This window comes from Variovorax sp. P1_G12 (assembly GCF_056405555.1).
This window is the reverse complement of sequence record NZ_JBFUBW010000005.1, coordinates 254,132-274,674: the sequence shown is the minus strand read 5'-3', so window position 1 is coordinate 274,674 and position 20,543 is coordinate 254,132. Positions and strand designations below refer to the sequence as shown.

General features: G+C 67.4%; 14 protein-coding genes and 4 tRNA genes. 5 read left to right on the top strand and 13 right to left on the bottom strand.

The window, feature by feature from the left end; genetic code table 11:
• Window positions 1–51 precede the first annotated feature (51 nt).
• Genes AC1D2O_RS08315 through AC1D2O_RS08305 form a run of 3 tightly spaced genes read left to right on the top strand, consistent with a single transcriptional unit; the run spans window position 52 to window position 3,184 of the window.
• The gene (locus tag AC1D2O_RS08315) at window positions 52–1,602 is read left to right on the top strand and encodes a fumarate hydratase (protein ID WP_478093498.1); all 1,551 of its coding nucleotides are present in this window, start codon (window positions 52–54) and stop codon (window positions 1,600–1,602) included.
• Window positions 1,599–2,411, top strand: coding sequence for a glutamate racemase (murI, locus tag AC1D2O_RS08310; protein WP_478093500.1), 813 nt, complete (start codon window positions 1,599–1,601; stop codon window positions 2,409–2,411). The genes AC1D2O_RS08315 and murI overlap by 4 nt, the downstream gene beginning before the upstream one ends.
• Window positions 2,411–3,184 carry a PA3715 family protein gene (locus tag AC1D2O_RS08305; protein ID WP_478093502.1) on the top strand — a complete coding sequence of 258 codons (774 nt, stop codon included), beginning with the start codon at window positions 2,411–2,413 and terminating at the stop codon, window positions 3,182–3,184. The genes murI and AC1D2O_RS08305 overlap by 1 nt, the downstream gene beginning before the upstream one ends.
• 132 nt (window positions 3,185–3,316) lie before the next feature.
• Here the strand turns inward: AC1D2O_RS08305 and AC1D2O_RS08300 are convergent, their stop codons facing one another.
• The 13 genes from AC1D2O_RS08300 to AC1D2O_RS08240 form a co-directional block, all read right to left on the bottom strand.
• Complete coding sequence (locus tag AC1D2O_RS08300) at window positions 3,317–4,615, bottom strand: MFS transporter (RefSeq protein WP_478156696.1); 1,299 nt, start codon at window positions 4,613–4,615, stop codon at window positions 3,317–3,319.
• An 87-nt stretch (window positions 4,616–4,702) separates the two neighbouring features.
• Entirely contained in the window at window positions 4,703–5,335 is a 633-nt protein-coding gene (locus AC1D2O_RS08295; protein ID WP_478156694.1) for a DUF6806 family protein, read from the bottom strand.
• A 22-nt stretch (window positions 5,336–5,357) separates the two neighbouring features.
• Window positions 5,358–5,450, bottom strand: a tRNA-Leu gene (locus tag AC1D2O_RS08290).
• Between the two features lie 86 nt (window positions 5,451–5,536).
• Window positions 5,537–5,610, bottom strand: a tRNA-Cys gene (locus AC1D2O_RS08285).
• 65 nt (window positions 5,611–5,675) lie between these two features.
• Window positions 5,676–5,751, bottom strand: a tRNA-Gly gene (locus AC1D2O_RS08280).
• 54 nt (window positions 5,752–5,805) lie between these two features.
• Window positions 5,806–8,247 carry an endopeptidase La gene (gene lon / locus AC1D2O_RS08275; protein WP_478156693.1) on the bottom strand — a complete coding sequence of 814 codons (2,442 nt, stop codon included), beginning with the start codon at window positions 8,245–8,247 and terminating at the stop codon, window positions 5,806–5,808.
• A gap of 122 nt (window positions 8,248–8,369) precedes the next feature.
• Complete coding sequence (clpX, locus tag AC1D2O_RS08270) at window positions 8,370–9,635, bottom strand: ATP-dependent Clp protease ATP-binding subunit ClpX (RefSeq protein ID WP_478094807.1); 1,266 nt, start codon at window positions 9,633–9,635, stop codon at window positions 8,370–8,372.
• Between the two features lie 136 nt (window positions 9,636–9,771).
• Window positions 9,772–10,380 carry an ATP-dependent Clp endopeptidase proteolytic subunit ClpP gene (gene clpP / locus AC1D2O_RS08265; RefSeq protein ID WP_442282646.1) on the bottom strand — a complete coding sequence of 203 codons (609 nt, stop codon included), beginning with the start codon at window positions 10,378–10,380 and terminating at the stop codon, window positions 9,772–9,774.
• A gap of 92 nt (window positions 10,381–10,472) precedes the next feature.
• Window positions 10,473–11,786, bottom strand: a complete 1,314-nt coding sequence (gene tig / locus AC1D2O_RS08260) for a trigger factor (protein ID WP_478094219.1) — start codon at window positions 11,784–11,786, stop codon at window positions 10,473–10,475.
• 31 nt (window positions 11,787–11,817) lie between these two features.
• Window positions 11,818–11,904, bottom strand: a tRNA-Leu gene (locus tag AC1D2O_RS08255).
• A gap of 126 nt (window positions 11,905–12,030) precedes the next feature.
• Window positions 12,031–15,198 carry an efflux RND transporter permease subunit gene (locus tag AC1D2O_RS08250; protein WP_478156691.1) on the bottom strand — a complete coding sequence of 1,056 codons (3,168 nt, stop codon included), beginning with the start codon at window positions 15,196–15,198 and terminating at the stop codon, window positions 12,031–12,033.
• Window positions 15,199–15,208: 10 nt separating this feature from the next.
• Window positions 15,209–16,345, bottom strand: coding sequence for an efflux RND transporter periplasmic adaptor subunit (locus AC1D2O_RS08245; RefSeq protein WP_478094860.1), 1,137 nt, complete (start codon window positions 16,343–16,345; stop codon window positions 15,209–15,211).
• Between the two features lie 259 nt (window positions 16,346–16,604).
• Window positions 16,605–18,443, bottom strand: coding sequence for a potassium transporter Kup (locus tag AC1D2O_RS08240; protein ID WP_478090933.1), 1,839 nt, complete (start codon window positions 18,441–18,443; stop codon window positions 16,605–16,607).
• A 120-nt stretch (window positions 18,444–18,563) separates the two neighbouring features.
• Between AC1D2O_RS08240 and hpnC the strand changes: the two genes are divergently transcribed.
• Together hpnC and hpnD are read left to right on the top strand one after the other, a co-directional pair.
• Entirely contained in the window at window positions 18,564–19,460 is an 897-nt protein-coding gene (gene hpnC, locus AC1D2O_RS08235; RefSeq protein WP_478090932.1) for a squalene synthase HpnC, read from the top strand.
• 13 nt (window positions 19,461–19,473) lie between these two features.
• Complete coding sequence (hpnD, locus tag AC1D2O_RS08230; RefSeq protein ID WP_478090931.1) at window positions 19,474–20,313, top strand: presqualene diphosphate synthase HpnD; 840 nt, start codon at window positions 19,474–19,476, stop codon at window positions 20,311–20,313.
• Window positions 20,314–20,543 lie beyond the last annotated feature (230 nt).

The window sequence follows — 20,543 nt, the reverse complement described above, 5'->3', positions numbered from 1 at the left end:
GGCTGAGATAATCGCGGGGCGTCCCCCCACTCACAAGAACGTTTCCCCACCATGACCACCATTCAGCAAGCCGACCTGATCGAGTCGGTTTCCGCCGCGCTGCAATACATCAGCTACTACCACCCGGCTGACTACATCGCCCACCTGGCCCGCGCCTACGAGCGCGAGCAGAGCCCGGCGGCCAAGGACGCGATGGCGCAGATCCTGACCAACAGCAAGATGAGCGCGACCGGCCACCGCCCGATCTGCCAGGACACCGGCATCGTCAACGTGTTCCTGAAGGTGGGCATGGACGTGCGCTGGGGCGGCTTCACGGGCAGCCTGGACGACGCCATCAACGAAGGCGTGCGCCGCGGCTACAACCACCCCGACAACACGCTGCGCGCCTCGGTCGTGGCCGACCCGCAGTTCGACCGCAAGAACACCAAGGACAACACGCCGGCCGTGATCTTCACCGAGATCGTCCCCGGCAACACGGTCGAAGTGACCGTCGCGGCCAAGGGCGGCGGCAGCGAGAACAAGAGCAAGCTCGCGATGCTGAACCCGGGCGACAGCATCGTCGACTGGGTGCTCAAGACCGTGCCGACCATGGGCGCCGGCTGGTGCCCGCCGGGCATGCTGGGCATCGGCATCGGCGGCACCGCCGAGAAGGCCGCGCTGATGGCCAAGCAAAGCCTGATGGACGACCTCGACATGCACGAGCTGCAGGCCAAGAAGGCCTCGGGCGCCGAGCTGACCAAGGTCGAGGCGCTGCGCATCGAGCTGTACGAGAAGGTCAACGCGCTGGGCATCGGCGCGCAAGGCCTGGGCGGCCTCTCCACCGTGCTCGACGTCAAGATCCAGATGTACCCCACGCACGCGGCCAGCAAGCCGGTGGCGATGATCCCGAACTGCGCCGCGACCCGCCACGCGCACTTCGTGCTCGACGGCTCGGGCCCGGTCTACCTCGAGGCGCCCTCGCTCGACCTCTGGCCGAAGATCGACTGGCAGCCCGACTACAACAAGAGCAAGCGGGTCGACCTCGACCAGCTCACGCCGGCCGAAGTCGCCAGCTGGAAGCCCGGCGACACGCTGCTGCTCAACGGCAAGATGCTGACCGGCCGCGATGCCGCCCACAAGCGCATCTCCGACATGCTGGCCACGGGCGAGAAGCTGCCGGTGGACTTCACCAACCGCGTCATCTATTACGTCGGCCCGGTCGACCCGGTCGGCAACGAGGCCGTCGGCCCCGCCGGCCCGACCACCGCCACCCGCATGGACGGCTTCACCGAGATGATGCTGGCCCAGACCGGCCTGATCGCGATGATCGGCAAGGCCGAGCGCGGCCCGGTCGCGATCGAGGCCATCAAGAAGCACCAGAGCGCCTACCTGATGGCGGTCGGCGGCGCCGCCTACCTGGTGAGCAAGGCCATCAAGACGGCCCGTGTGGTCGGCTTCGCGGACCTCGGCATGGAAGCCATCTACGAGTTCGACGTGGTCGACATGCCGGTCACGGTGGCAGTCGATGCCGGCGGCACCAGCGCCCACATCACGGGCCCGGCCGAATGGCAGAAGCGCATCGCCAGCGGCGAGTTCAAGACCATCACGCTGGAACCGGTTTGAGCCTGGCGCGCGTCGACGGGCCCGTGCATGCCGACGATCCGATCGGCGTGTTCGACAGCGGCGTCGGGGGCCTGAGCGTCCTCAACGCGCTGCGCGAGGCCTTGCCGCGCGAGCGCTTCGTCTACTTCGCCGACACCGCCCATGCGCCTTACGGCGAGCGCGGCGACGCCTTCGTTGCCGAACGCAGTGCCACCGTGGCGCGCCACCTGCTCGATGCGCACCGGATCAAGGCGCTGGTGGTGGCCTGCAACACCGCCACCGCGGCCGCGATCCACCGGCTGCGCGCCGACCACCCGGCGCTGCCCGTGGTCGGCGTCGAGCCCGCACTCAAGCCCGCGGTGGCGCTGAGCCGAACCGGGCACATCGCGGTGCTGGCGACCCGCGTGACCGTCGAGAGCCGCAAGTTCCAGACGCTGCTCGCCTCGCTGGCCGGACAGGCCACCTTCAGCATCGTGGCCTGCGACGGCCTGGCCGGCGCCATCGAGCGCTCCGACGCGGCGCGGATCTCGGCGCTGTGCGAACAGTATTCGGCCGCCGCAGGGCGCTTCGGCCGCGGCGACGGCCAGCTCGACACGCTGGTACTGGGCTGCACCCACTACCCCTTCATCGCCGACGAATTGCGCCGCCACACCGGGGAAGCGGTCCGCTTCATCGATACCGGCGCCCCAGTGGCGCAGCAGACGCTGCGCTTGCTTGCCCAGGCCGGCACGCAGCGCACCGAAGGCATCGGCGACCTGTGCCTGCTGAGCAGCGGCGCCCCCGAATCGCTGAACGCCGCGGCCGCCCGCTGGCTCGCGGCGCCCGCCTGATGCGCCGCCTGCGCCGCGCGCTGCTTCTTGGCGGGCTGCTGGGCAGCTTCGGCATCGCCTCCCAGGCAGCCTGCGACACCGGCCTGGCGGAGCGCATGCATGCCAAGCTGCATCCGAAGCGCACGCTCGACCACGAACGCGCCGTTTGCGAACCGTGGCGCGGCGTCCCGGGCCGCTTCATCGTCGTGCTGCCTCTGCCGCGCCCGTCGACAGAGCCCGGCCCCCGCCAGTTCGATCTCGACGTGCTCGTGGTCCAGCAGGCCGACAACGGCAACACCGAGCGCGCCAAGGTCGTGAGCCGGCTGTTCGAGGAAGACGTGCTGACCGAGGACGCGGTGCGCATCGGCGAGATCCGAGTCGACGGCACGCGCTATGCGCTGGCGCCCGACGCGCGCGCCTTCGGGCTGCGCATCCTGCGCCAGGGCTCCTCGCGCGCCAATCCCTATTCGAACGAGAGCCTGTCGCTCTATGTGCCCCAGGGGCCGAAGCTCGCGAAAGTGCTCGACGGGCTTGAACTCGTGCTCGAGCAAGGCGAATGGGACACCAGTTGCACCGGCAGCTTCGAGACCGTGCGCGGCAGCCTCTCCGTGGCCCGTAGCAGCACCGGCGGCTATGCCGACCTGCTCCTGCACCAGGCCCGCTCCGAAAGCCGCTCGAGCCCGCTGGGAGACGAATGCGTCACGCAGGCGCAGCGGCAGACCTTCAAGTCACGCGTGCTGCGCTACGACGGCACGCGCTACCGCCTGGCCAAGGGCGCCGCGCCGATGGATTGAGCCCCCACGCTCCCTCACTGCGTGTGGTCGCTGCCCCCCGAGAGGGACGCTGCAGGCCGCCCGTCCGTGCGAAGCGCGGACTTCGCCGCCCTGGCGGTCCGGCGCCGGCCTGGCCTCAGGCGCACGCGAAGCTCAGGCCCGCAGCGCCGCTTCCCGCCCGCGCCGCATGTCGATCGGCAGCAGAAGCAGCAGCCCCCCGATGAAAAGCACCGCCGTCGAGAGGATTGCGATCCGCTGGTTGCCGCCGGTCGCCCAGGTGATCGCGCCGTAGCTCAGCGGCCCCACGATGCTCGCGAGCCGGGTGGCGAAGGTCCAGAGACCGAAGAACTCGGCCAGTTGGCGCGGCGGCGCCAGGATGCCGGTCATGGCGCGCCCGGCCGACTGGCTGGACCCCATGGCCAGGCCGGCGATCGCGGCGGCCCACCAGAAGCCGCCCTTGGTGCTCACCGAGGCGGCGATCAGGCAGACCGCGATCCAGGCGACCAGCGTGCCCGCCAGCGAGCGCCGATGGCCGATCCGGTCCTGCAGGTAGCCGAAGCCGAAGGCGCCGAGCGCCGCCGCGATATTGAGCACGAAGATCAGCACCATCGTCTCGCTGGGCACGAAGCCGATCACCTGCTCGGCGTAGATCGCCGCCAGCGTGATCGCCACCGCCACGCCCCCCTGGTAGCAGACGGTGCAGGCCAGCAGCCACATGAAGTCGCGATAGGCGCGGGCCTCCCGGAAGGTGTCGCGCAGCTGCAGCCAGGCGCTCTGGTCGGGGCCGCGCTGCTGCGGCAGCGCGCGCTCGGGCAGCAGCGCGAAGGTGACGCAGGCCGCCGCGCCATAGATCGCTGCCGTGATCAGCATCGTGACCGGCACGAAATGCGCGGCCGGCAGTCCGCGCGCCTGGGCCGAGAGCACATAGGCCAGGCACAGGCCCAGCGCCAGCATGCCGCCGAGGTAGCCGAAGGCCCAGCCCCAGCCGCTGACCTTGCCCATGCCCTCGGCGGTGGCGAGTTCCGGCAGGAAGGCGCCGGTGAGCGACTCGCCGTAGGAATAGAAGGCGTTGGAGACGATCACCAGCGCCATCGCGAGCGCCACGGCGTAGGGCCCCGTCAGGCGCGGCGTCAGGGCCAGCGCCGCGGTGCCCGCCACGCAGGCCAGGGTCACGGTGACCAGCACCCGCTTCTTGGCCGCGTGCAGGTCGGCCCAGGCGCCGATCGCGGGCATCGTGACCATCACGATCGCGTACGAGATGCTGAGCGCCACGGTCCAGGCGAAGGCGCCCCAGGGCGCGCCCTGGGCGATGCCGCCGACGAAATAGGCGGCGAACACGGCGGTGATGACCACCGTGGTGTAGCCCGAATTGGCGAAGTCGTACATCGCCCAGCCGAACACTTCGCGCTTGCGCACGCCGGGCTGGAGGGCGGATTGGGGAAACAGGGCCAAGCGAGGACTCCGTGAAAGGAAGGTCGCCGAGCATAGCGGAGCGGCGTGGCCGCCCCGCGTCAGGAACGCGTGGGCCTGTGAACAGGCCTAGTGCAGGTGGCGCGGACGGCGGCCGCCGCCGTGGCCGCCGCTGCCGGGACCGCCGGTGCCGCCGCGCGGGCGCTTGCCGATCTCGAGCGAGTTCACCAGCGCGTCGAAGCGGTCGCCGAAGAGCTTGTCGATCTCGGCCACCACGCCGCCGAGCTCGGCGCCGTCGAAATGGCGTTCCATCAGGTTCACCACGTCCTCGACCAGCAGGTCGCGCTGAACTTGCATGATCGCCGCCGGATTCGGACCGACGAAGAGCATCAGGAAGTCGTCGCGCGACTCCTCGTCGGGGTCGCCCTCTTCCTCGTCGAAGTCGGTGTCGTAGAAGGTGACCTCGAGCGCCGCGCCCTGCTCGGACAACTCGTTGAGGGCCATGCACATCTCGTCGAGCGCCTGGCGGAAGTCCTCGTCGCCGGCCACGGTCCAGCAGATCTGGAGCATGTGCTCCTTCTGCTCGAAGCGGATGCCGGGCTCTTCTTCGTAGACGCTGGTGGCGCCATCGGCCAGCGACTTGGCGCCGGCGTATTTCCAGAGCGGGGCGAGCGCTTCCTGGATCTGCTCGAAGCTCACGTCGGAACGCAGCGGCACATCGCCGTGCACATGGATTTCGAACGGAGCGTTGTAGCGAGGCATGTCTTGCTCCCTTGTAGTGTGGTGGTGCCCGGAACCGGGGTCGAACCGGTATGCCCCTTATTCAGGAAGCGGCGGATTTTAAGTCCGATGTGTCTACCAATTTCACCATCCGGGCTTCCGGTCGGACAACGACGATACCGCAAACGAATACAGCCCCGGCAACGTGGGTTGGCGGGGCTGCATTTTCGGTATCGATGTCGGTGGAGGCGCGACCCGGAGTCGAACCGGGCTAGACGGATTTGCAATCCGTTGCATAACCGCTTTGCTATCGCGCCACGCTTTACTAATTCTTCTTGGACTCGAAAAAAAGGGAAGCTTGAAGCTTCCCTTTTCTTAAAACTGGAGCGGGAAAAGAGTCTCGAACTCTCGACCTCAACCTTGGCAAGGTTGCGCTCTACCAACTGAGCTATTCCCGCGTTTCGAGCCTCGAATTATATAGCAATTTTTCGAGGCCCCGCAACTCTCGAAGCTCAATGCTTCACTGAACCTTCCACCGGCGTCGCTGCGCGCTGCTTGGCCAGTTCGGCCACCGCAGCCGCAGAGGCGGCAACCTCCTCGTCGGACAACGGCGTCGGCATCTTCTCCAGGGCGATCTCGAGCACCTTGTCGATCCACTTCACGGGCACGATCTCGAGGCCGTTCTTCACGTTCTCCGGGATGTCCTGCAGGTCCTTGGCGTTCTCTTCCGGAATCAGCACCGTCTTGATGCCGCCGCGCAACGCCGCCAGCAGTTTTTCCTTCAGGCCGCCGATCGCCGTGACCTCGCCGCGCAGCGTGATCTCGCCGGTCATGGCGACGTCGCCGCGCACCGGGATGCCGGTCAGCGCCGAGACGAAGGCGGTGGTCATCGCCGCGCCTGCGCTCGGGCCGTCCTTGGGCGTCGCACCATCGGGCACGTGGATGTGGATGTCGCGCTTCTCGAACACTTCATCCTTGATGCCGAGCCGGCGGGCACGGCTGCGCACCACGGTGCGCGCCGCTTCCACCGATTCCTTCATCACGTCGCCGAGCGATCCGGTGCGGCTGATCACGCCCTTGCCGGGCATGGTCACCGCCTCGATCGTGAGCAGGTCGCCGCCGACCTCGGTCCACGCGAGGCCCACCACCTGGCCGACCTGGCTCTGCTTCTCGGCCAGGCCGAAGCTGTACTTGCGCACGCCGAGGAAGTCGTTGAGGTTCGCGCCGGTGACCAGCACCTTGGGCTCCATCTTCTTCAGCAGCAGGCCCTTGACCACCTTGCGGCAGATCTTCGAGAGCTCGCGCTCGAGCGAGCGCACGCCGGCCTCACGGGTGTAGTAGCGCACGATGTCGCGCACCGCTTCCTCGTTGATCAGCAGCTCTTCTTCCTTCACGCCGTTGTTCTTCATCTGCTTGGGCAGCAGGTACTTCAGCGCGATGTGGGTCTTCTCGTCCTCGGTGTAGCCCGCCAGGCGGATCACTTCCATCCGGTCCAGCAGGGCCGGCGGGATGTTCATCGAGTTCGAGGTGGCGACGAACATCACGTCGGAGAGGTCGAAGTCGACCTCGACGTAGTGGTCGCCGAAAGTGTGGTTCTGCTCGGGGTCGAGCACCTCGAGCAGCGCGCTCGACGGGTCGCCGCGGAAGTCGGTGCCCAGCTTGTCGATCTCGTCGAGCAGGAACAGCGGGTTGCGCGTGCCGACCTTGTTCAGGCTCTGCAGCACCTTGCCCGGCAGTGCGCCGATGTAGGTGCGGCGATGACCGCGGATCTCGGCCTCGTCACGCATGCCGCCCAGCGCCATGCGGGTGTACTTGCGGCCGGTCGCCTTCGCGATCGACTGCCCGAGCGAGGTCTTGCCGACGCCCGGAGGGCCGACCAGGCACAGGATCGGCGCCTTGACCTTGTCGACGCGCTGCTGCACCGCGAGATATTCCAGGATGCGGTCCTTGACCTTCTCGAGGCCGTAGTGATCCTCGTTGAGCACCGCTTCGGCGTTCGCGAGGTCGTGCTTGATCTTGGTCTTCTTGCTCCAGGGCAGGCCGATCAGCACGTCGATGTAGTTGCGCACCACGGTGGCCTCGGCCGACATCGGCGACATCAGCTTGAGCTTCTTGAGCTCGCTCTCGGCCTTCTTGAGCGCGTCCTTGGGCATCTTGGCGAGCTTGATCTTCTTCTCGATCTCCTCGATGTCCGCGCCCTCCTCGCCCTCGCCGAGCTCCTTCTGGATCGCCTTGACCTGCTCGTTCAGGTAGAAGTCGCGCTGGTTCTTTTCCATCTGGCGCTTCACGCGGCCGCGGATCTTCTTGTCGACGTTGAGGATGTCGACCTCGCGCTCGAGCTGGCCGAACAGGTTCTCGAGCCGGGCCTTGATGTCGTCCAGGTCGAGCACCGCCTGCTTGTTGTCGAGCTTGAGCGGCAGGTGCGCCGCGATGGTGTCGGCCAGCCGGCCCGGATCGTCGATGCTCGAGATCGAGGTCAGTATCTCGGGCGGGATCTTCTTGTTGAGCTTCACGTACTGGTCGAACTGCTGCATCACGGCACGGCGCAGCGCCTCGACCTCGGTGCCCTTCTGGGCCGCCGCCTCGGCCGCCTCGACCGGCGTCACGTTGGCCGAGAAATGGGTCTCGCCGTCGTCGATGCGGTTCACGCGGGCGCGTTGCTGGCCCTCGACCAGCACTTTCACCGTGCCGTCGGGCAGCTTCAGCATCTGCAGGATGGTCGAGATGCAGCCGACCTCGAACATGTCCTCGACCGAGGGCTCGTCCTTGGCGGCGGCCTTCTGCGCCACCAGCATGATGCGGCGCTCGGCTTCCATCGCCAACTCAAGCGCCTTGATGCTCTTGGGCCGGCCGACGAAAAGCGGAATCACCATGTGAGGGAACACGACCACGTCGCGCAGCGGCAACAGCGGCAGGTCGAGCTCGGAAGCAGGCAGGGGGGTATGACCGGACATGGAAATCCTTTACTTGATCATGGAAAGATGGTCGGCCGCGCGCACTTTTCAAGTGGGCGGGCACGGTCTTCGTCGAAGACGCCGGACGCCTGGCGGGAAGGGCGCGTCCGGTGCAGCTGCATTCAGGCCTTTTTGGCGGCCTCGCGATAGACCAGCAGCGGTGGCTTGTTCTCGTCGATGGTCGACTCCTCGACCACCACCTTGTCGACATTGGTGGCGTTCGGCAGCTCGAACATGGTGTCGATCAGCGACTGCTCGAGGATCGAGCGCAGGCCGCGCGCGCCGGTCTTGCGCGCCAGGGCCTTGCGGGCAATGGCCTTGAGCGCCGCCGGACGGATCTCGAGGTCGACGCCTTCCATCTGCAGCAGCTTGGTGAACTGCTTGACCACCGCATTCTTGGGTTCGGTCAGGATCTGCACCAGGGCGTCTTCGCTCAGTTCGGCCAGCGAAGCGACCACCGGCATCCGCCCGACCAGCTCAGGGATCAACCCGAACTTGATCAGGTCCTCGGGTTCGACCTCGCGGAACACCTCGGTGACGCTGCGCTGCTTCTTGCTCTTGACCGAGGCGCCGAAACCGATGCCGGAGGCCTCGGTGCGGTTCTCGATCACCTTTTCGAGCCCGGCGAAGGCGCCGCCGCAGATGAACAGGATGTTGGTGGTGTCGATCTGCAGGAAGTCCTGGTTCGGGTGCTTGCGCCCGCCCTGGGGCGGCACGCTGGCCATGGTGCCTTCGATCAGCTTCAGCAGCGCCTGCTGCACGCCCTCGCCCGAGACGTCGCGGGTGATCGAGGGGTTGTCCGACTTGCGCGAGATCTTGTCGATCTCGTCGATGTAGACGATGCCGCGCTGGGCCCGCTCGACCTCGTAGTTGCAGCTCTGCAGCAGCTTCTGGATGATGTTCTCGACGTCCTCGCCGACGTACCCGGCCTCGGTCAACGTGGTGGCGTCGGCCATCACGAACGGCACGTCGAGCATGCGCGCCAAGGTCTGCGCCAGCAGGGTCTTGCCCGAACCGGTCGGGCCGATCAGGAGAATGTTGCTCTTGCTGAGCTCGACGTCGTCGCCCTTGGACTTTTCCTTGTGGCGCAGCCGCTTGTAGTGGTTGTAGACCGCCACCGACAGCATCCGCTTGGCCGGCTCCTGGCCGATCACGTAATTGTCGAGGTTGGACTTGATCTCCAGCGGGGTCGGCAGGTCGTTGCGCGCCTCGCGCGCGTCATCGCCCGTCGGCAATTCGTCGCGAATGATCTCGTTGCAGAGGTCGATGCACTCGTCGCAGATGAAGACCGACGGTCCGGCAATCAGCTTCTTGACCTCGTGCTGACTCTTCCCGCAGAACGAGCAGTAGAGCGTTTTTTCGCTGGAGGAGCCTTTTTTCTCGGCCATGGGCAGATGCCTCGTAACAGGGGTTTAACAATGATAGCGAAGATGAAAGCCCACAAGCCCATCGCTGGCCTGAAGAAAAACGGCGCTTTCCCACAGGAAAACGCCGTTGTTGCGCGCTCGCCTCAGCGCGCGCCTTTCAGCTGCGCTTGGAGATGACCTGGTCGATCAGGCCGTACTCCTTCGATTCGTCGGCCGTCAGGAAGTAGTCGCGCTCGGTGTCGCGGGCAATCTTTTCGAACGACTGGCCGGTGCGCTCGGCCAGGATGCGGTTCATCTGCTCGCGCGTCTTGAGGATGTCGCGGGCGTGGATCTCGATGTCCGTGGCCTGGCCGCGGGCGCCGCCGAGCACCTGGTGGATCATGATCTTCGAGTTGGGCAGCGAGAAACGCTTGCCCTTCTCGCCGGCCGCCAGCAGGAAGGCGCCCATGCTGGCCGCGAAGCCGATGCACAGGGTCGACACGTCGGGCTTGATGAACTGCATGGTGTCGTAGATCGCCATGCCGGCGCTGACGCTGCCGCCCGGGGAATTGATGTAGAACGAAATGTCCTTGTCGGGATTCTCGCTCTCGAGGAACAGCAGCTGCGCCACCACCAGGTTGGCGGTCTGGTCGTTGACTTCGCCGACCAGGAAGATCACGCGCTCCTTGAGCAGGCGCGAATAGATGTCGTAGGAACGCTCGCCGCGGCCCGATTGCTCGATGACCATCGGAACCATGCCGAGGCCTTGAATGTCCTGTGCGCTCATGTTTGCTCTCCAGAGGGGTTTTGTACCGTACCCAGACGAAATGGGGCTCGTGCCACAAAGCACAAGCCCCATGGCCGCGGAGCCCGGAGGGATCAGCCCTGCTGGGCCATCAGTTCGTCGAAGGACACCGACTTGGCATTGACCTTGGCCTTGCCGAGCACGAAATCCGTGACATTGTTCTCGATCACCACCGCCTCGACCTCCGCCAGGCGGCGGTTGTCGCTGAAATACCAGCGCACCACGTCGGCCGGCTTTTCGTAGCTGGCGGCGAGTTCGTCGATGTGGGCCTTGATCTGCTCCGGCTTGGCTTGCAGGTTGTTGGCGCGCACCAGCTCGGCCACCACCAGGCCCAGGCGCACGCGGCGCTCGGCCTGGGGACGGAACACGTCGTCGGGGATCGGCGCCTTGTCGGCGTCCTTGATGCCGCGCTGCTTGAGCTCGGCGCGGGCACCTTCGATCATGCGGTCGACTTCGGCCTGGACGCTGGACTTCGGCAGGTCGAGTTCGGCGTTGGCGATCAGGGCGTCCATCACGGCGTTCTTGTTGCGCGCCAGCAGGCGGAACTTGACCTCGCGCTCGAGGTTGCGCTTGATGTCGGCGCGCAGGCCCTCGACCGTGGCGTCGGCGATGCCGAGCGACTTGGCCAGCTGTTCGTTGATTTCGGGCAGGTGCGAAGCCTCGATCTTCTTCACGGTGACCATGAAGTCGGCCTGCTTGCCGGCCACGTCCTTGCCGTGGTAGTCGGCCGGGAACGACAGCGGGAAGGTGCGGCTGTCGCCGGACTTCAGGCCGCGCACGGCGTCCTCGAACTCCTTGAGCATCTGGCCTTCGCCGACGATGAACTGGAAGTCCTCTGCTTTGCCGCCCTGGAAGGTCTCGCCGTCGATCTTGCCCTCGAAGTCGACCGTGACGCGGTCGCCGTCGGCCACCGCGGCGTCTTGCGCGCGCTGGGCGAAGGTGCGGCGCTGCTTGCGCAGGATATCGAGGGTCTTGTCGATGGCGTCGTCACCGACTTCGGCGTCGATCTTCTCGACTTCGGCGCCCGACAGGTCGTTGATCTTGACGTCCGGGAACACCTCGAAGACCGCGTCGAAAGCCAGCTGGCCTTCGGGCGACTCTTCCTTCTCGGTGATGCGCGGCTGGCCGGCCACCCGCAGCTTGGCCTCGTTGGCGGCCTGCGAGAAGGCCTCGCCGACCTTGTCGTTCATGACCTCGTAGTGGACCGAGTAGCCGTAGCGCTGGGCGACCACGTTCATCGGCACCTTGCCGGGACGGAAACCGTCCATCTTCACGGTGCGGGCCAGCTTCTTGAGGCGCGAATCGACCTCGGACTGGATGGTGCCGACCGGCAAGGTCAGCGTGATCTTGCGTTCGAGCTTCTCGAGGGTTTCAACGTTCACGGTCATTTCAGTCTTCCTTTTGAGGGGTCTTTTTTGCTGGTGCGCGGGGCCGGACTCGAACCGGCACGTTCTTGCGAACGTCAGGACCTAAACCTGGTGCGTCTACCAATTTCGCCACCCGCGCAGTTCCAGTTATCAGTTTTTCAGGTGCTTGCCGAGGATGGCCTGGCGCGCTTCGCGCCCTGCCTTCGGTAAATTGCGGCGGATGGGGCCTTCGCTCCATCCGCCTGAAATCGGTCAACCGCGTATTTTAAACGCTAACCGGAACCGTTCCTGGCGCCTCGCCCGTCTCGCGCTTGACGCCGAAGCAGGCCGCGTACATCGCCGGCAGCGCCAGCAGGGTCAGCACCGTGGCGACGATCAGGCCGCCCATGATCGCCACCGCCATCGGGCCCCAGAAGACGCTGCGCGACAGCGGGATCATCGCCAGCACCGCGGCCGCCGCGGTCAGCACGATGGGCCGCAGGCGCCGCACCGCCGATTCGACGATCGCGTCCCAGGCCGGCACGCCGGCGGCGCGGTCGCTCTCGATCTGGTCGATCAGGATCACCGCGTTGCGCTGGATCATGCCCATCAGCGCGATCACGCCCAGCAGCGCGACGAATCCGAAGGGCCGGTTCGAGACCAGCAGCGCGCCGGCCACGCCGACGATGCCGAGCGGCCCCGTGATGAAGACCAGCAGCGAGCGGCTGAAGCTGTGGAGCTGGAGCATCAGCAGCGTGAACACCAGGAACAGCATGATCGGCACGCCGGCCACGATCGAGGCCGAACCCTTGCTGCTTTCTTCCACCGCACCCGCCACCTCGATGCGGTAGCCGCCCTGCCCGGCCGCAAGCCACCTGGCCTCGAGTTCGCGCAGCTTCGGCAGCAGTTCGCTGGTGACGGTCGCACCTTGCAGGCCTTCGACGATGTCGCCCTGCACCGTGATCGCGTAGTCGCGGTTCCAGCGCCACATCACGCCCGGCTCCCAGGTGAACACCGGCCTGGCGATCTGGGTCAGCGGGATCGAGCGGCCCGAACTGGTGGGCAGGTAGGCGTTGCCGATGTCCGAGATCGCCTCGCGCTCGTCCGGCGACTGGCGCAGCACGATGTCGATCAAGAGGTCGTTCTCGCGGAACTGGCCGACCGTGGTGCCGCTGAACATGGTGCGCGAGGCCTGGGCGATGGCCTGGCTGGTGACGCCCAGCGCCCGCGCCTTGTCCTGGTCGACCTCGAGCCGGATCACCTTGACCGATTCGTTCCAGTTGTCGTTGACGCCGCGCATGTGGGCGTTCTCGCGCATCAGCGCCTTGACCTCGTCGGCGTGCACCCGCAGCTGCGCGGGGTCGGCGCCGACGACGCGGAACTGCACCGGGTACGGCACCGGCGGGCCGTTGGGCAGCAGCTTGACGCGGCCCCGGGCCTCGGGAAATTCCTCTGCCAGCACGGCCGGCAGACGCAGGCGCAGCCTCTCGCGGATCTTGAGATCCTTGGACAGCAGGATCAGCTGCGCCACGTTGGTCTGCGGGAACACCTGGTCCAGCGGCAGGTAGAAGCGCGGCACGCCGGAGCCGATCCAGCTCGTGACGGTCGAGATGCCCTCTTCCTGCTGCAGGCGCTGTTCGACCCGTTTCACGACGTCCTCGTTGGCGGCGAAGGAGGTGCCCTCGGGGAACCACAGCTCGACCAGGATCTCGGGCCGGCTCGAATCCGGAAAGAACTGCTGCTGCACGCGGCCCATGCCGACGATGCCGAGCGCGAACATCAGCACCGTGGCGCCGATGGTCAGCCATCGGTGCTCCACGCACCAGTTCACCGACTTGCGGAAGGCGTTGTAGAAGGGGGTGTCGAAGAGCTCGTGCGGCGGCGCGTCGGGGTCGTGAGGCTTGACCTTGAGCAGCAGCGTGCCGAGGTAGGGCACGAAGTAGACCGAGACAAACCAGCTCAGCACCAGCGCGATCACGGTGACCGCGAAGATCGCGTAGGTGTATTCGCCGGTGACCGATTTCGCCAGCCCGATCGGCAGGAAGCCGGCTGCGGTGATCAGCGTCCCGGTGAGCATCGGCTTGGCCGTGACGTCGTAGGCGAAGGTGGCGGCGCGCACCTTGTCGTAGCCCTCCTCCATCTTGCGCACCATCATCTCGACCGCGATGATCGCGTCGTCCACCAGCAGGCCGAGCGCGATGATCAGCGAGCCCAGCGATATCTTGTGCAGCCCGATGCCCAGGTAGTTCATCGCCAGGAAGGTCACGGCCAGCACCAGCGGGATCGTGATCGCCACCACCAGCCCGGGACGGATGTCCACGTGCCAGCCGAAGCGCCCGCCCTTGTGCAGCCCGAGGGCGATGAAGCTGACCGCCAGCACGATCGCCACGGCCTCGATCAGCACGCTGACGAATTCGTTGACCGAGCTGGCGACCGACACCGGCTGGTCCTGCACCTGCACCAGCTTGACGCCGAGCGGCAGCCGCTTGTCGATTTCGCCGGTGGCCGCGCGCAAGGCCTTGCCGAGCGCGATGATGTCGCCGCCCTTGGCCATCGAGACGCCCAGCGCGATCACCTCGCGGCCCTGGTGGCGTACCTTGATCGCCGGCGGATCGACATAGGCGCGGCGGATCTCCGCGATGTCGCCCAGGCGCAGCTGGCTGCCGGAGCTGCCGCGAATCGGCATCGCGCGCAGTTGCTCGACGCTGGTGAACTGGCCGGCCACGCGCACCTGCACCACGTCCTGCGGCGCCTGGATGGTGCCGGCGCTCTCGACCGCGTTCTGCGAACCGATCTGGGCCAGTACGGCATTGAAGTCCAGGCCCAGCTGCGCGATGCGCTTTTGCGACACTTCGATGAAGATCTTCTCGTCCTGGACGCCGAACTGCTCGACCTTGGCCACGTCCTTGACGCGCAAGAGCCGCTGGCGCACGTCGTCGGCGAAGGTCTTGAGCTCGGCGTAGCTGAAGCCGTCGCTTTCGAGCGCATAGATGACGCCGTAGACGTCGCCGAAGTCATCGTTGAAGAACGGCCCCTGCACGCCGGCCGGCAGGGTCGAGCGCATGTCGGCGATCTTCTTGCGCACCGTGTACCAGACGTTCGCCACCTCGCCGGGCTTGGAGGAGTCCTTGATCTCGAAAATGATCTGCGACTCGCCGGGCTTGGAGTAGCTGCGGATCTTGTCGGCGTAGGGCGCCTCCTGCAGCGTGCGCTCGAGCTTGTCGGTCACCTGCTCGGCCACCTGCTGGGCAGTGGCGCCCGGCCAGTAGGTGCGCACCACCATCGCCCGGAAGGTGAAGGGCGGGTCCTCGTCCTGGCCGAGCTGGAAGTAGGACGCGAAGCCCAGCAGCATCAGCACCAGCATCAGGTAGCGCGTGAGCGCCGCGTGTTCGAGGGCCCATTTCGAGAGGTTGAAGCCGGCCTTGCCGGGTTCGGCGTTCTGCTGCGACGTCATGGCGGCGTCCTCAGCGCGCGGCCACGGCCGGGCGCACCGACGCCTGCGCAGCCGCCGACTTGTCGCGGTAGATCGACACCTTCTGCCCCGGCGACAGCACATGCACGCCGGCCGCCACCACCAGCATGCCCGGCGCCAGGCCGGAAGCGATCACCGCCTCGTTGCCGTCGGCGGTCGCGATCTGCACCGGCTGCAAGCGCACCGTCAAGCTGGCAGGGTCGAGCACCCAGACCGCGGTGCCGCTGCCTTCCTGGCGCAGGGCGCTGGTCGGCAGCTTGAGCACGGGCGCGCCGCTGTGCGACAGCGCCTTCGGCCGCGCGTAGACCGTCGCGCCGAGCGCCGGCGCGGTGGCGGCATCGATCGCCACCTTGACCGAATAGGTGCGCGTGACCGCATCGGCGCTGGCCGCGACCTCGCGCACCTTGCCCTCGAATTCGCCGCCTCCGGACCAGCCGCGCACCGTGACCGCCGACCCCGGCTTGATCAGGCCCGCGCGGTCTTCGGGCACCGCGAAGACGACATCGCGCGCGCCGTCCTGCGCGATGCGCACCACCGGCGCGCCGGCGGCGACCACCTGCCCCGGCTCGGCCTCGATCGCGGTGACGATGCCTGGCACGTCGGCCACCAGCGAGGTGTAGCTGGCCTGGTTGCCTTGCGCGGACAGTTGCGCCTGGGCCTGCTCGAGTTGCGCCTGGGCGGCCTTGTAGGTGCTCTCGCGGCGCTCCAGGTCGGCGCCGCTGATGAAGTTCTGCTCGCGCAGCTCGCGATAGCGCTTGAGATCCGCCAGCGCCAGGTCGCGATTGGTCAGGGCCGCGGCATGCTGCGCCCTCGCCCCCTCGGCGGCCAGGCGGAAGTCCTGCGGATCGAGCTGCGCCAGCACCTGGCCGGCCTGCACGTGCTGGCCGAGTTCGGCCTGGCGGCGAGCGATCTTGCCGGCGACGCGGAAGCCGAGCCGGGACTCGACCCTGGCCTTCACCTCGGCCGAGAACTCGGGCTCGGTGTCGTAGGTGCTGGCGCCGACCTGGATGACCTTGACCGAACGCAGCGGTTCTTCGGCCGCGGGCGGACGCGAGCAGCCGGCCAGTACGAGAGCGCCCAGCAACAGCCAGGCACGGCCACGAAGGGAAATGAAGGACGACGCGGTCATGGAGCACCCTTGAAGGAAGACGGGGTCATTAATGACCGGCCGGTTAGTAATCTAGGGTAAACACGAATCGATGTCAAACGAAAACAGCGCCGGCATCGCGGCTACGAGAAGGCGCACGGCGGTCTTCTCGACGCGCGGCAACCCCACGAAGTGAGAGCGCGTGGGGGCCACCCAGGCCGGCGCCGGGCCGCCCCAAGGCGGCCTGCGCCCCCCTCGGGGGGGCAGCGACCACACGAAGTGAGGGAGCGTGGGGGGCCACCTACCCCCGCTGGCCCATCTCCACGAGCCGATTGCCCGGCAACTCGAAGTAGTCGGAGGCCCGGCCCGCGTTGCGCTGCAGCCAGCTGAACAGGGCGCGGCGCAACGGGTTCATGCCCGGCAGGTCGACGATCGCGGCCCGCGAGACGAAGTACGAGGTCGTCATCGACTCGCAGGCCAGGCCCCGCTGGTAGGCCAGGATGCGGATGAATTCGGGCACGTCGGCCCGCTCCATGTAGCCGTGGCGCGCGGTGACGACCCACACGCCGCTGCCGAGCGACTCGGCCTCGATCCGCTGGCGCGCATCGATGCGCGGGGTGTTGCAGGCCAGCACCCGGAGCACGATCACCTGTTCGTGCAGCACCTGGTTGTGCTTGAGGTTGTGCAGCAGCGCATGCGGCACCGACTCGGCATCTGCGTTGAGGAACACGGCGGTGCCCCGGACCCGGTGCGGCATGTGGGTCTCGAGCGACTGGACGAAAGGTACCAGCGGCAGGCGCTCGGCCTCCGCCGCCGCCAGTCCGAGCCGCCGGCCCTTGCCCCAGGTCGTGAACAGCAGCATCACCGCCACCGCCACCGCCAGCGTGAGCCAGCCGCCCTGCATGACCTTCAGGCTGTTCGCCACCACGAACGTGAGATCGACCACCGCGAAGACCAGCACCCCGGCCACCACGGCCGCCCGGTTCCAGCGCCAGAGCCGCCAGGCGACCACACCGGTCAGCAGCGTGGTCGTCACCATCGTGATCGAGACCGCGATCCCATAGGCCGCAGACAGGGCGCTCGAGCTTTGGAACCCCAGCACCAGCAGAAGCACACCGACCATCAGCAGCCAGTTGATGGTCGGCACGTAGATCTGGCCGATGGTTTCGCCGGAGGTCTGGATGATCCGCATGCGCGGCAGATAGCCCATGCGCATGGCTTGCGCCGTGATCGAGAAGGCGCCCGAGATCACCGCCTGCGAAGCGATCACGGTGGCCATCGCGGCCAGCACCACCATCGGCACCACGGCCCAGGACGGAAAGAGCCTGAAAAAGGGGTTGTCGATGGCGGCCGGATTCGCCAGCACCAGCGCGCCCTGGCCGAAATAGTTCAGGACCAGCCCTGGCAAGGCGATGAAGAGCCAGGCCAGCCGGATCGGCCCGGCGCCGAAATGACCCATGTCGGCATAGAGCGCTTCGCCCCCCGTGAAAGCCAGGAAGACCGCGCCCAGCACCCCCAGCGACTGGGCGCGGTGGACCACCAGGAAGCCGAGCGCGCGGCGCGGGTCGAGCGCCGCCAGCACCTGGGGCTGCTGCAGCACCTGCCACAGCCCCGCCAATGCGATCAGGACGAACCACAGCAGCATCACCGGCCCGAAGATCTTGCCGACCACGCCGGTGCCCTTGCGCTGGACCGCGAAGAACGCGAGCAGGATCGCGACCGTGATCGGAATCACGAACGGCTGCAATCCCGGCGCCTGGACTTCGAGGCCCTCGACGGCCGACAGGACGGAGATGGCCGGCGTGATCAGGCTGTCGCCATAGAAAGTGGCGGCACCCACCAGGCCCAGCAGGCCGATCACATGCACGACCCAGCGCCGGGCCGGCGGATCGGACACCGCGTTGCCGGCCAGCGCCTGCAGCGCGAGGATGCCGCCTTCGCCGTCGTGATCGGCGCGCAGCACGAACACCACGTATTTCAGCGTCACGACGAACATCAGCCCCCAGAAGATCAGCGACAACAGCCCCAGCACCGCGTCGGGCGTGAACGGCACGCCGTGCTCCGGGTTCAGGGTTTCCTTGAAGGCATAGAGCGGCGAGGTGCCGATGTCGCCGAAGACCACGCCGAGGGCGGCGACCATCAGCAGCGGCCCGCCCGCTCGATGCGCCGCGGGGTCGGAGGGATTCGGCTTCTGAGTCGGTGTGTTCATGGTGGCGGGCCCGTTGGCGCTGCGATCGTAGCCTGCGGGACAATCGGCCGCGTGCCATCCACATCTCCCCCCCTGCTCGCAGCCGCGCCGACGCACTACGAGAACTTCCCCGTCGCCTCCTGGTTGTGCCCTCCCCGGCTGCGGCCGCCCATCGCGGCCATCTATGCTTTCGCGCGCACCGCGGACGACATCGCCGACGAGGGCGACGCCCATCCGGCGGCCCGGCTCGACGCCCTGCAGGCCTTCCGCGCCGATCTTTCGGCGGCCGCCCGCGGTGCCGCGCCCTCGGCCCGCTGGCCCGAGGTGTTCGGGCCGCTCGCCGGTTCGATGCGCGATTTCGCGCTGCCGGAAAACCTGCTCGCCGACCTGCTGTCCGCCTTCAGGCAGGACATTGCGAAAACCCGCGACCGCGCCGGCTATGCCGATCGCGCGGAATTGCTGGACTACTGCCGCCGCTCGGCCAACCCGGTGGGGCGCTTGCTGCTTCACCTGTACGGCGTCGACGATGCCCGCTCGCTGGCCCAGAGCGACGCCATCTGCAGTGCGCTGCAACTGATCAATTTCTGGCAGGACCTGAGCGTCGATCTGCCGCGCGGCCGGCGCTACCTGCCGCAGGAGGACTGCCGCGCCCACGGGCTCGCCACAGGCGATTTCGAGACCTTCGTACCGCTCGGGCGGGCGGCGCCGCCCGGCCAGGCGATCGCCTTGGTCGCGAGCCAGGTCGCCTGGGCGCGTGCGCTGATGCACGAAGGCGCGCCGCTCGTGCATCGCCTGCCCGGTCGCGCCGGCTGGGAACTGCGCTTCGTGGTCCAGGGCGGCAGCCGCATCCTCGACAAGATCGAGGCCCAGGGCTGCGACAGTTTTTCGCAACGCCCGACCATCGGCCGCGCCGACGCGCCGCGGCTCGCCTGGCGGGCCCTGCGGATGCGGAGACAATCAGCCGCATGAAGAGGCCCGCACGATGACCCCCGAGCAGTACGTCCAGGACAAGGCCGCTGCATCGGGCAGCAGTTTCTATTACGCATTCCTGTTTCTCCCGAAGCCGCGCCGCGCGGCCATCACCGCCTTCTATGCCTTCTGCCGCGAGATCGACGACGTGGTCGACGAGGTCAGCGACCCGGGCGTGGCGGCGACCAAGCTCGCCTGGTGGCGCACCGAAGTGGCCCAGGCCTTCGCCGGCCAGCCGCACCATCCGGCGACGCAGGCGCTGATGCCGCATGCGGCCGCCTACGGCATCGAGGAACGGCAGTTGCAGCAAGTGATCGAGGGCTGCCAGATGGACCTCGACCAGACCCGCTATCTCGACTTCCCGGCGCTGCGCCGCTATTGCCATCTGGTGGCCGGCGTGGTGGGCGAAGGCGCGGCGCGGATCTTCGGCCAGACCGATCCGCAGACCACCGACTACGCGCACAAGCTGGGCCTCGCGCTGCAACTGACCAACATCATCCGCGACGTCGGCGAGGATGCGCGGCGCGGTCGCATCTACCTGCCGGTCAACGAGTTGCAGCAGTTCGACGTCAAGGCGCACGAGATCCTGAACCGGGTGCACTCCGAGCGCTTCGTGGCGCTGATGAAGTTCCAGGCCGAGAGAGCGCTGCGTGCCTATGACGAAGCCCTCTCGCTGCTGCCGACAGCCGACCGGCGGACGCAGAAACCCGGGCTGATGATGGCCAGCATCTACCGAACCCTGCTCGAGGAGATCGCGCGCGACGACTTCAAGGTGCTCGACCAGCGTGTGAGCCTGACGCCGGTGCGCAAGCTGTGGCTGGCGTGGCGCGTGCAGGCGCTCGGAAGGCTGTGACTCGCCCCCAGGTTGGCTCACTTCGTGTAGCCGCCCACCCCCTACCGGGGGCGCAGTCAGCGGCCCGGCAAAGCCGGTTCCGCGACTGCCCACGAACGGGCGCGCTACGCGCAGCCGAAAGACAAAACTCAGCGCCTGCTTTTGACCCGGCCGGCGCAGCCAGGCCCGTTGGTGAAACACCGTGGAACCGGCTTTGCCGGGCCACTGGTGTTGCCCCCGGTAGGGGGTGG

What these genes read in the sequence shown, in the direction of transcription:
- AC1D2O_RS08315 (WP_478093498.1), top strand. Translation starts at nt 52, where the DNA reads ATGACCACCATTCAGCAAGCCGACCTGATCGAGTCGGTTTCCGCCGCG.
- AC1D2O_RS08305 (WP_478093502.1), top strand. Translation starts at nt 2,411, where the DNA reads ATGCGCCGCCTGCGCCGCGCGCTGCTTCTTGGCGGGCTGCTGGGCAGC.
- AC1D2O_RS08295 (WP_478156694.1), bottom strand. Translation starts at nt 5,335, where the DNA reads ATGCCTCGCTACAACGCTCCGTTCGAAATCCATGTGCACGGCGATGTG.
- lon (WP_478156693.1), bottom strand. Translation starts at nt 8,247, where the DNA reads ATGTCCGGTCATACCCCCCTGCCTGCTTCCGAGCTCGACCTGCCGCTG.
- clpX (WP_478094807.1), bottom strand. Translation starts at nt 9,635, where the DNA reads ATGGCCGAGAAAAAAGGCTCCTCCAGCGAAAAAACGCTCTACTGCTCG.
- clpP (WP_442282646.1), bottom strand. Translation starts at nt 10,380, where the DNA reads ATGAGCGCACAGGACATTCAAGGCCTCGGCATGGTTCCGATGGTCATC.
- tig (WP_478094219.1), bottom strand. Translation starts at nt 11,786, where the DNA reads ATGACCGTGAACGTTGAAACCCTCGAGAAGCTCGAACGCAAGATCACG.
- AC1D2O_RS08250 (WP_478156691.1), bottom strand. Translation starts at nt 15,198, where the DNA reads ATGACGTCGCAGCAGAACGCCGAACCCGGCAAGGCCGGCTTCAACCTC.
- AC1D2O_RS08245 (WP_478094860.1), bottom strand. Translation starts at nt 16,345, where the DNA reads ATGACCGCGTCGTCCTTCATTTCCCTTCGTGGCCGTGCCTGGCTGTTG.
- AC1D2O_RS08240 (WP_478090933.1), bottom strand. Translation starts at nt 18,443, where the DNA reads ATGGTCGCCGCCCTCGGCGTGGTCTTCGGCGACATCGGCACCTCGCCG.
- hpnD (WP_478090931.1), top strand. Translation starts at nt 19,474, where the DNA reads ATGACCCCCGAGCAGTACGTCCAGGACAAGGCCGCTGCATCGGGCAGC.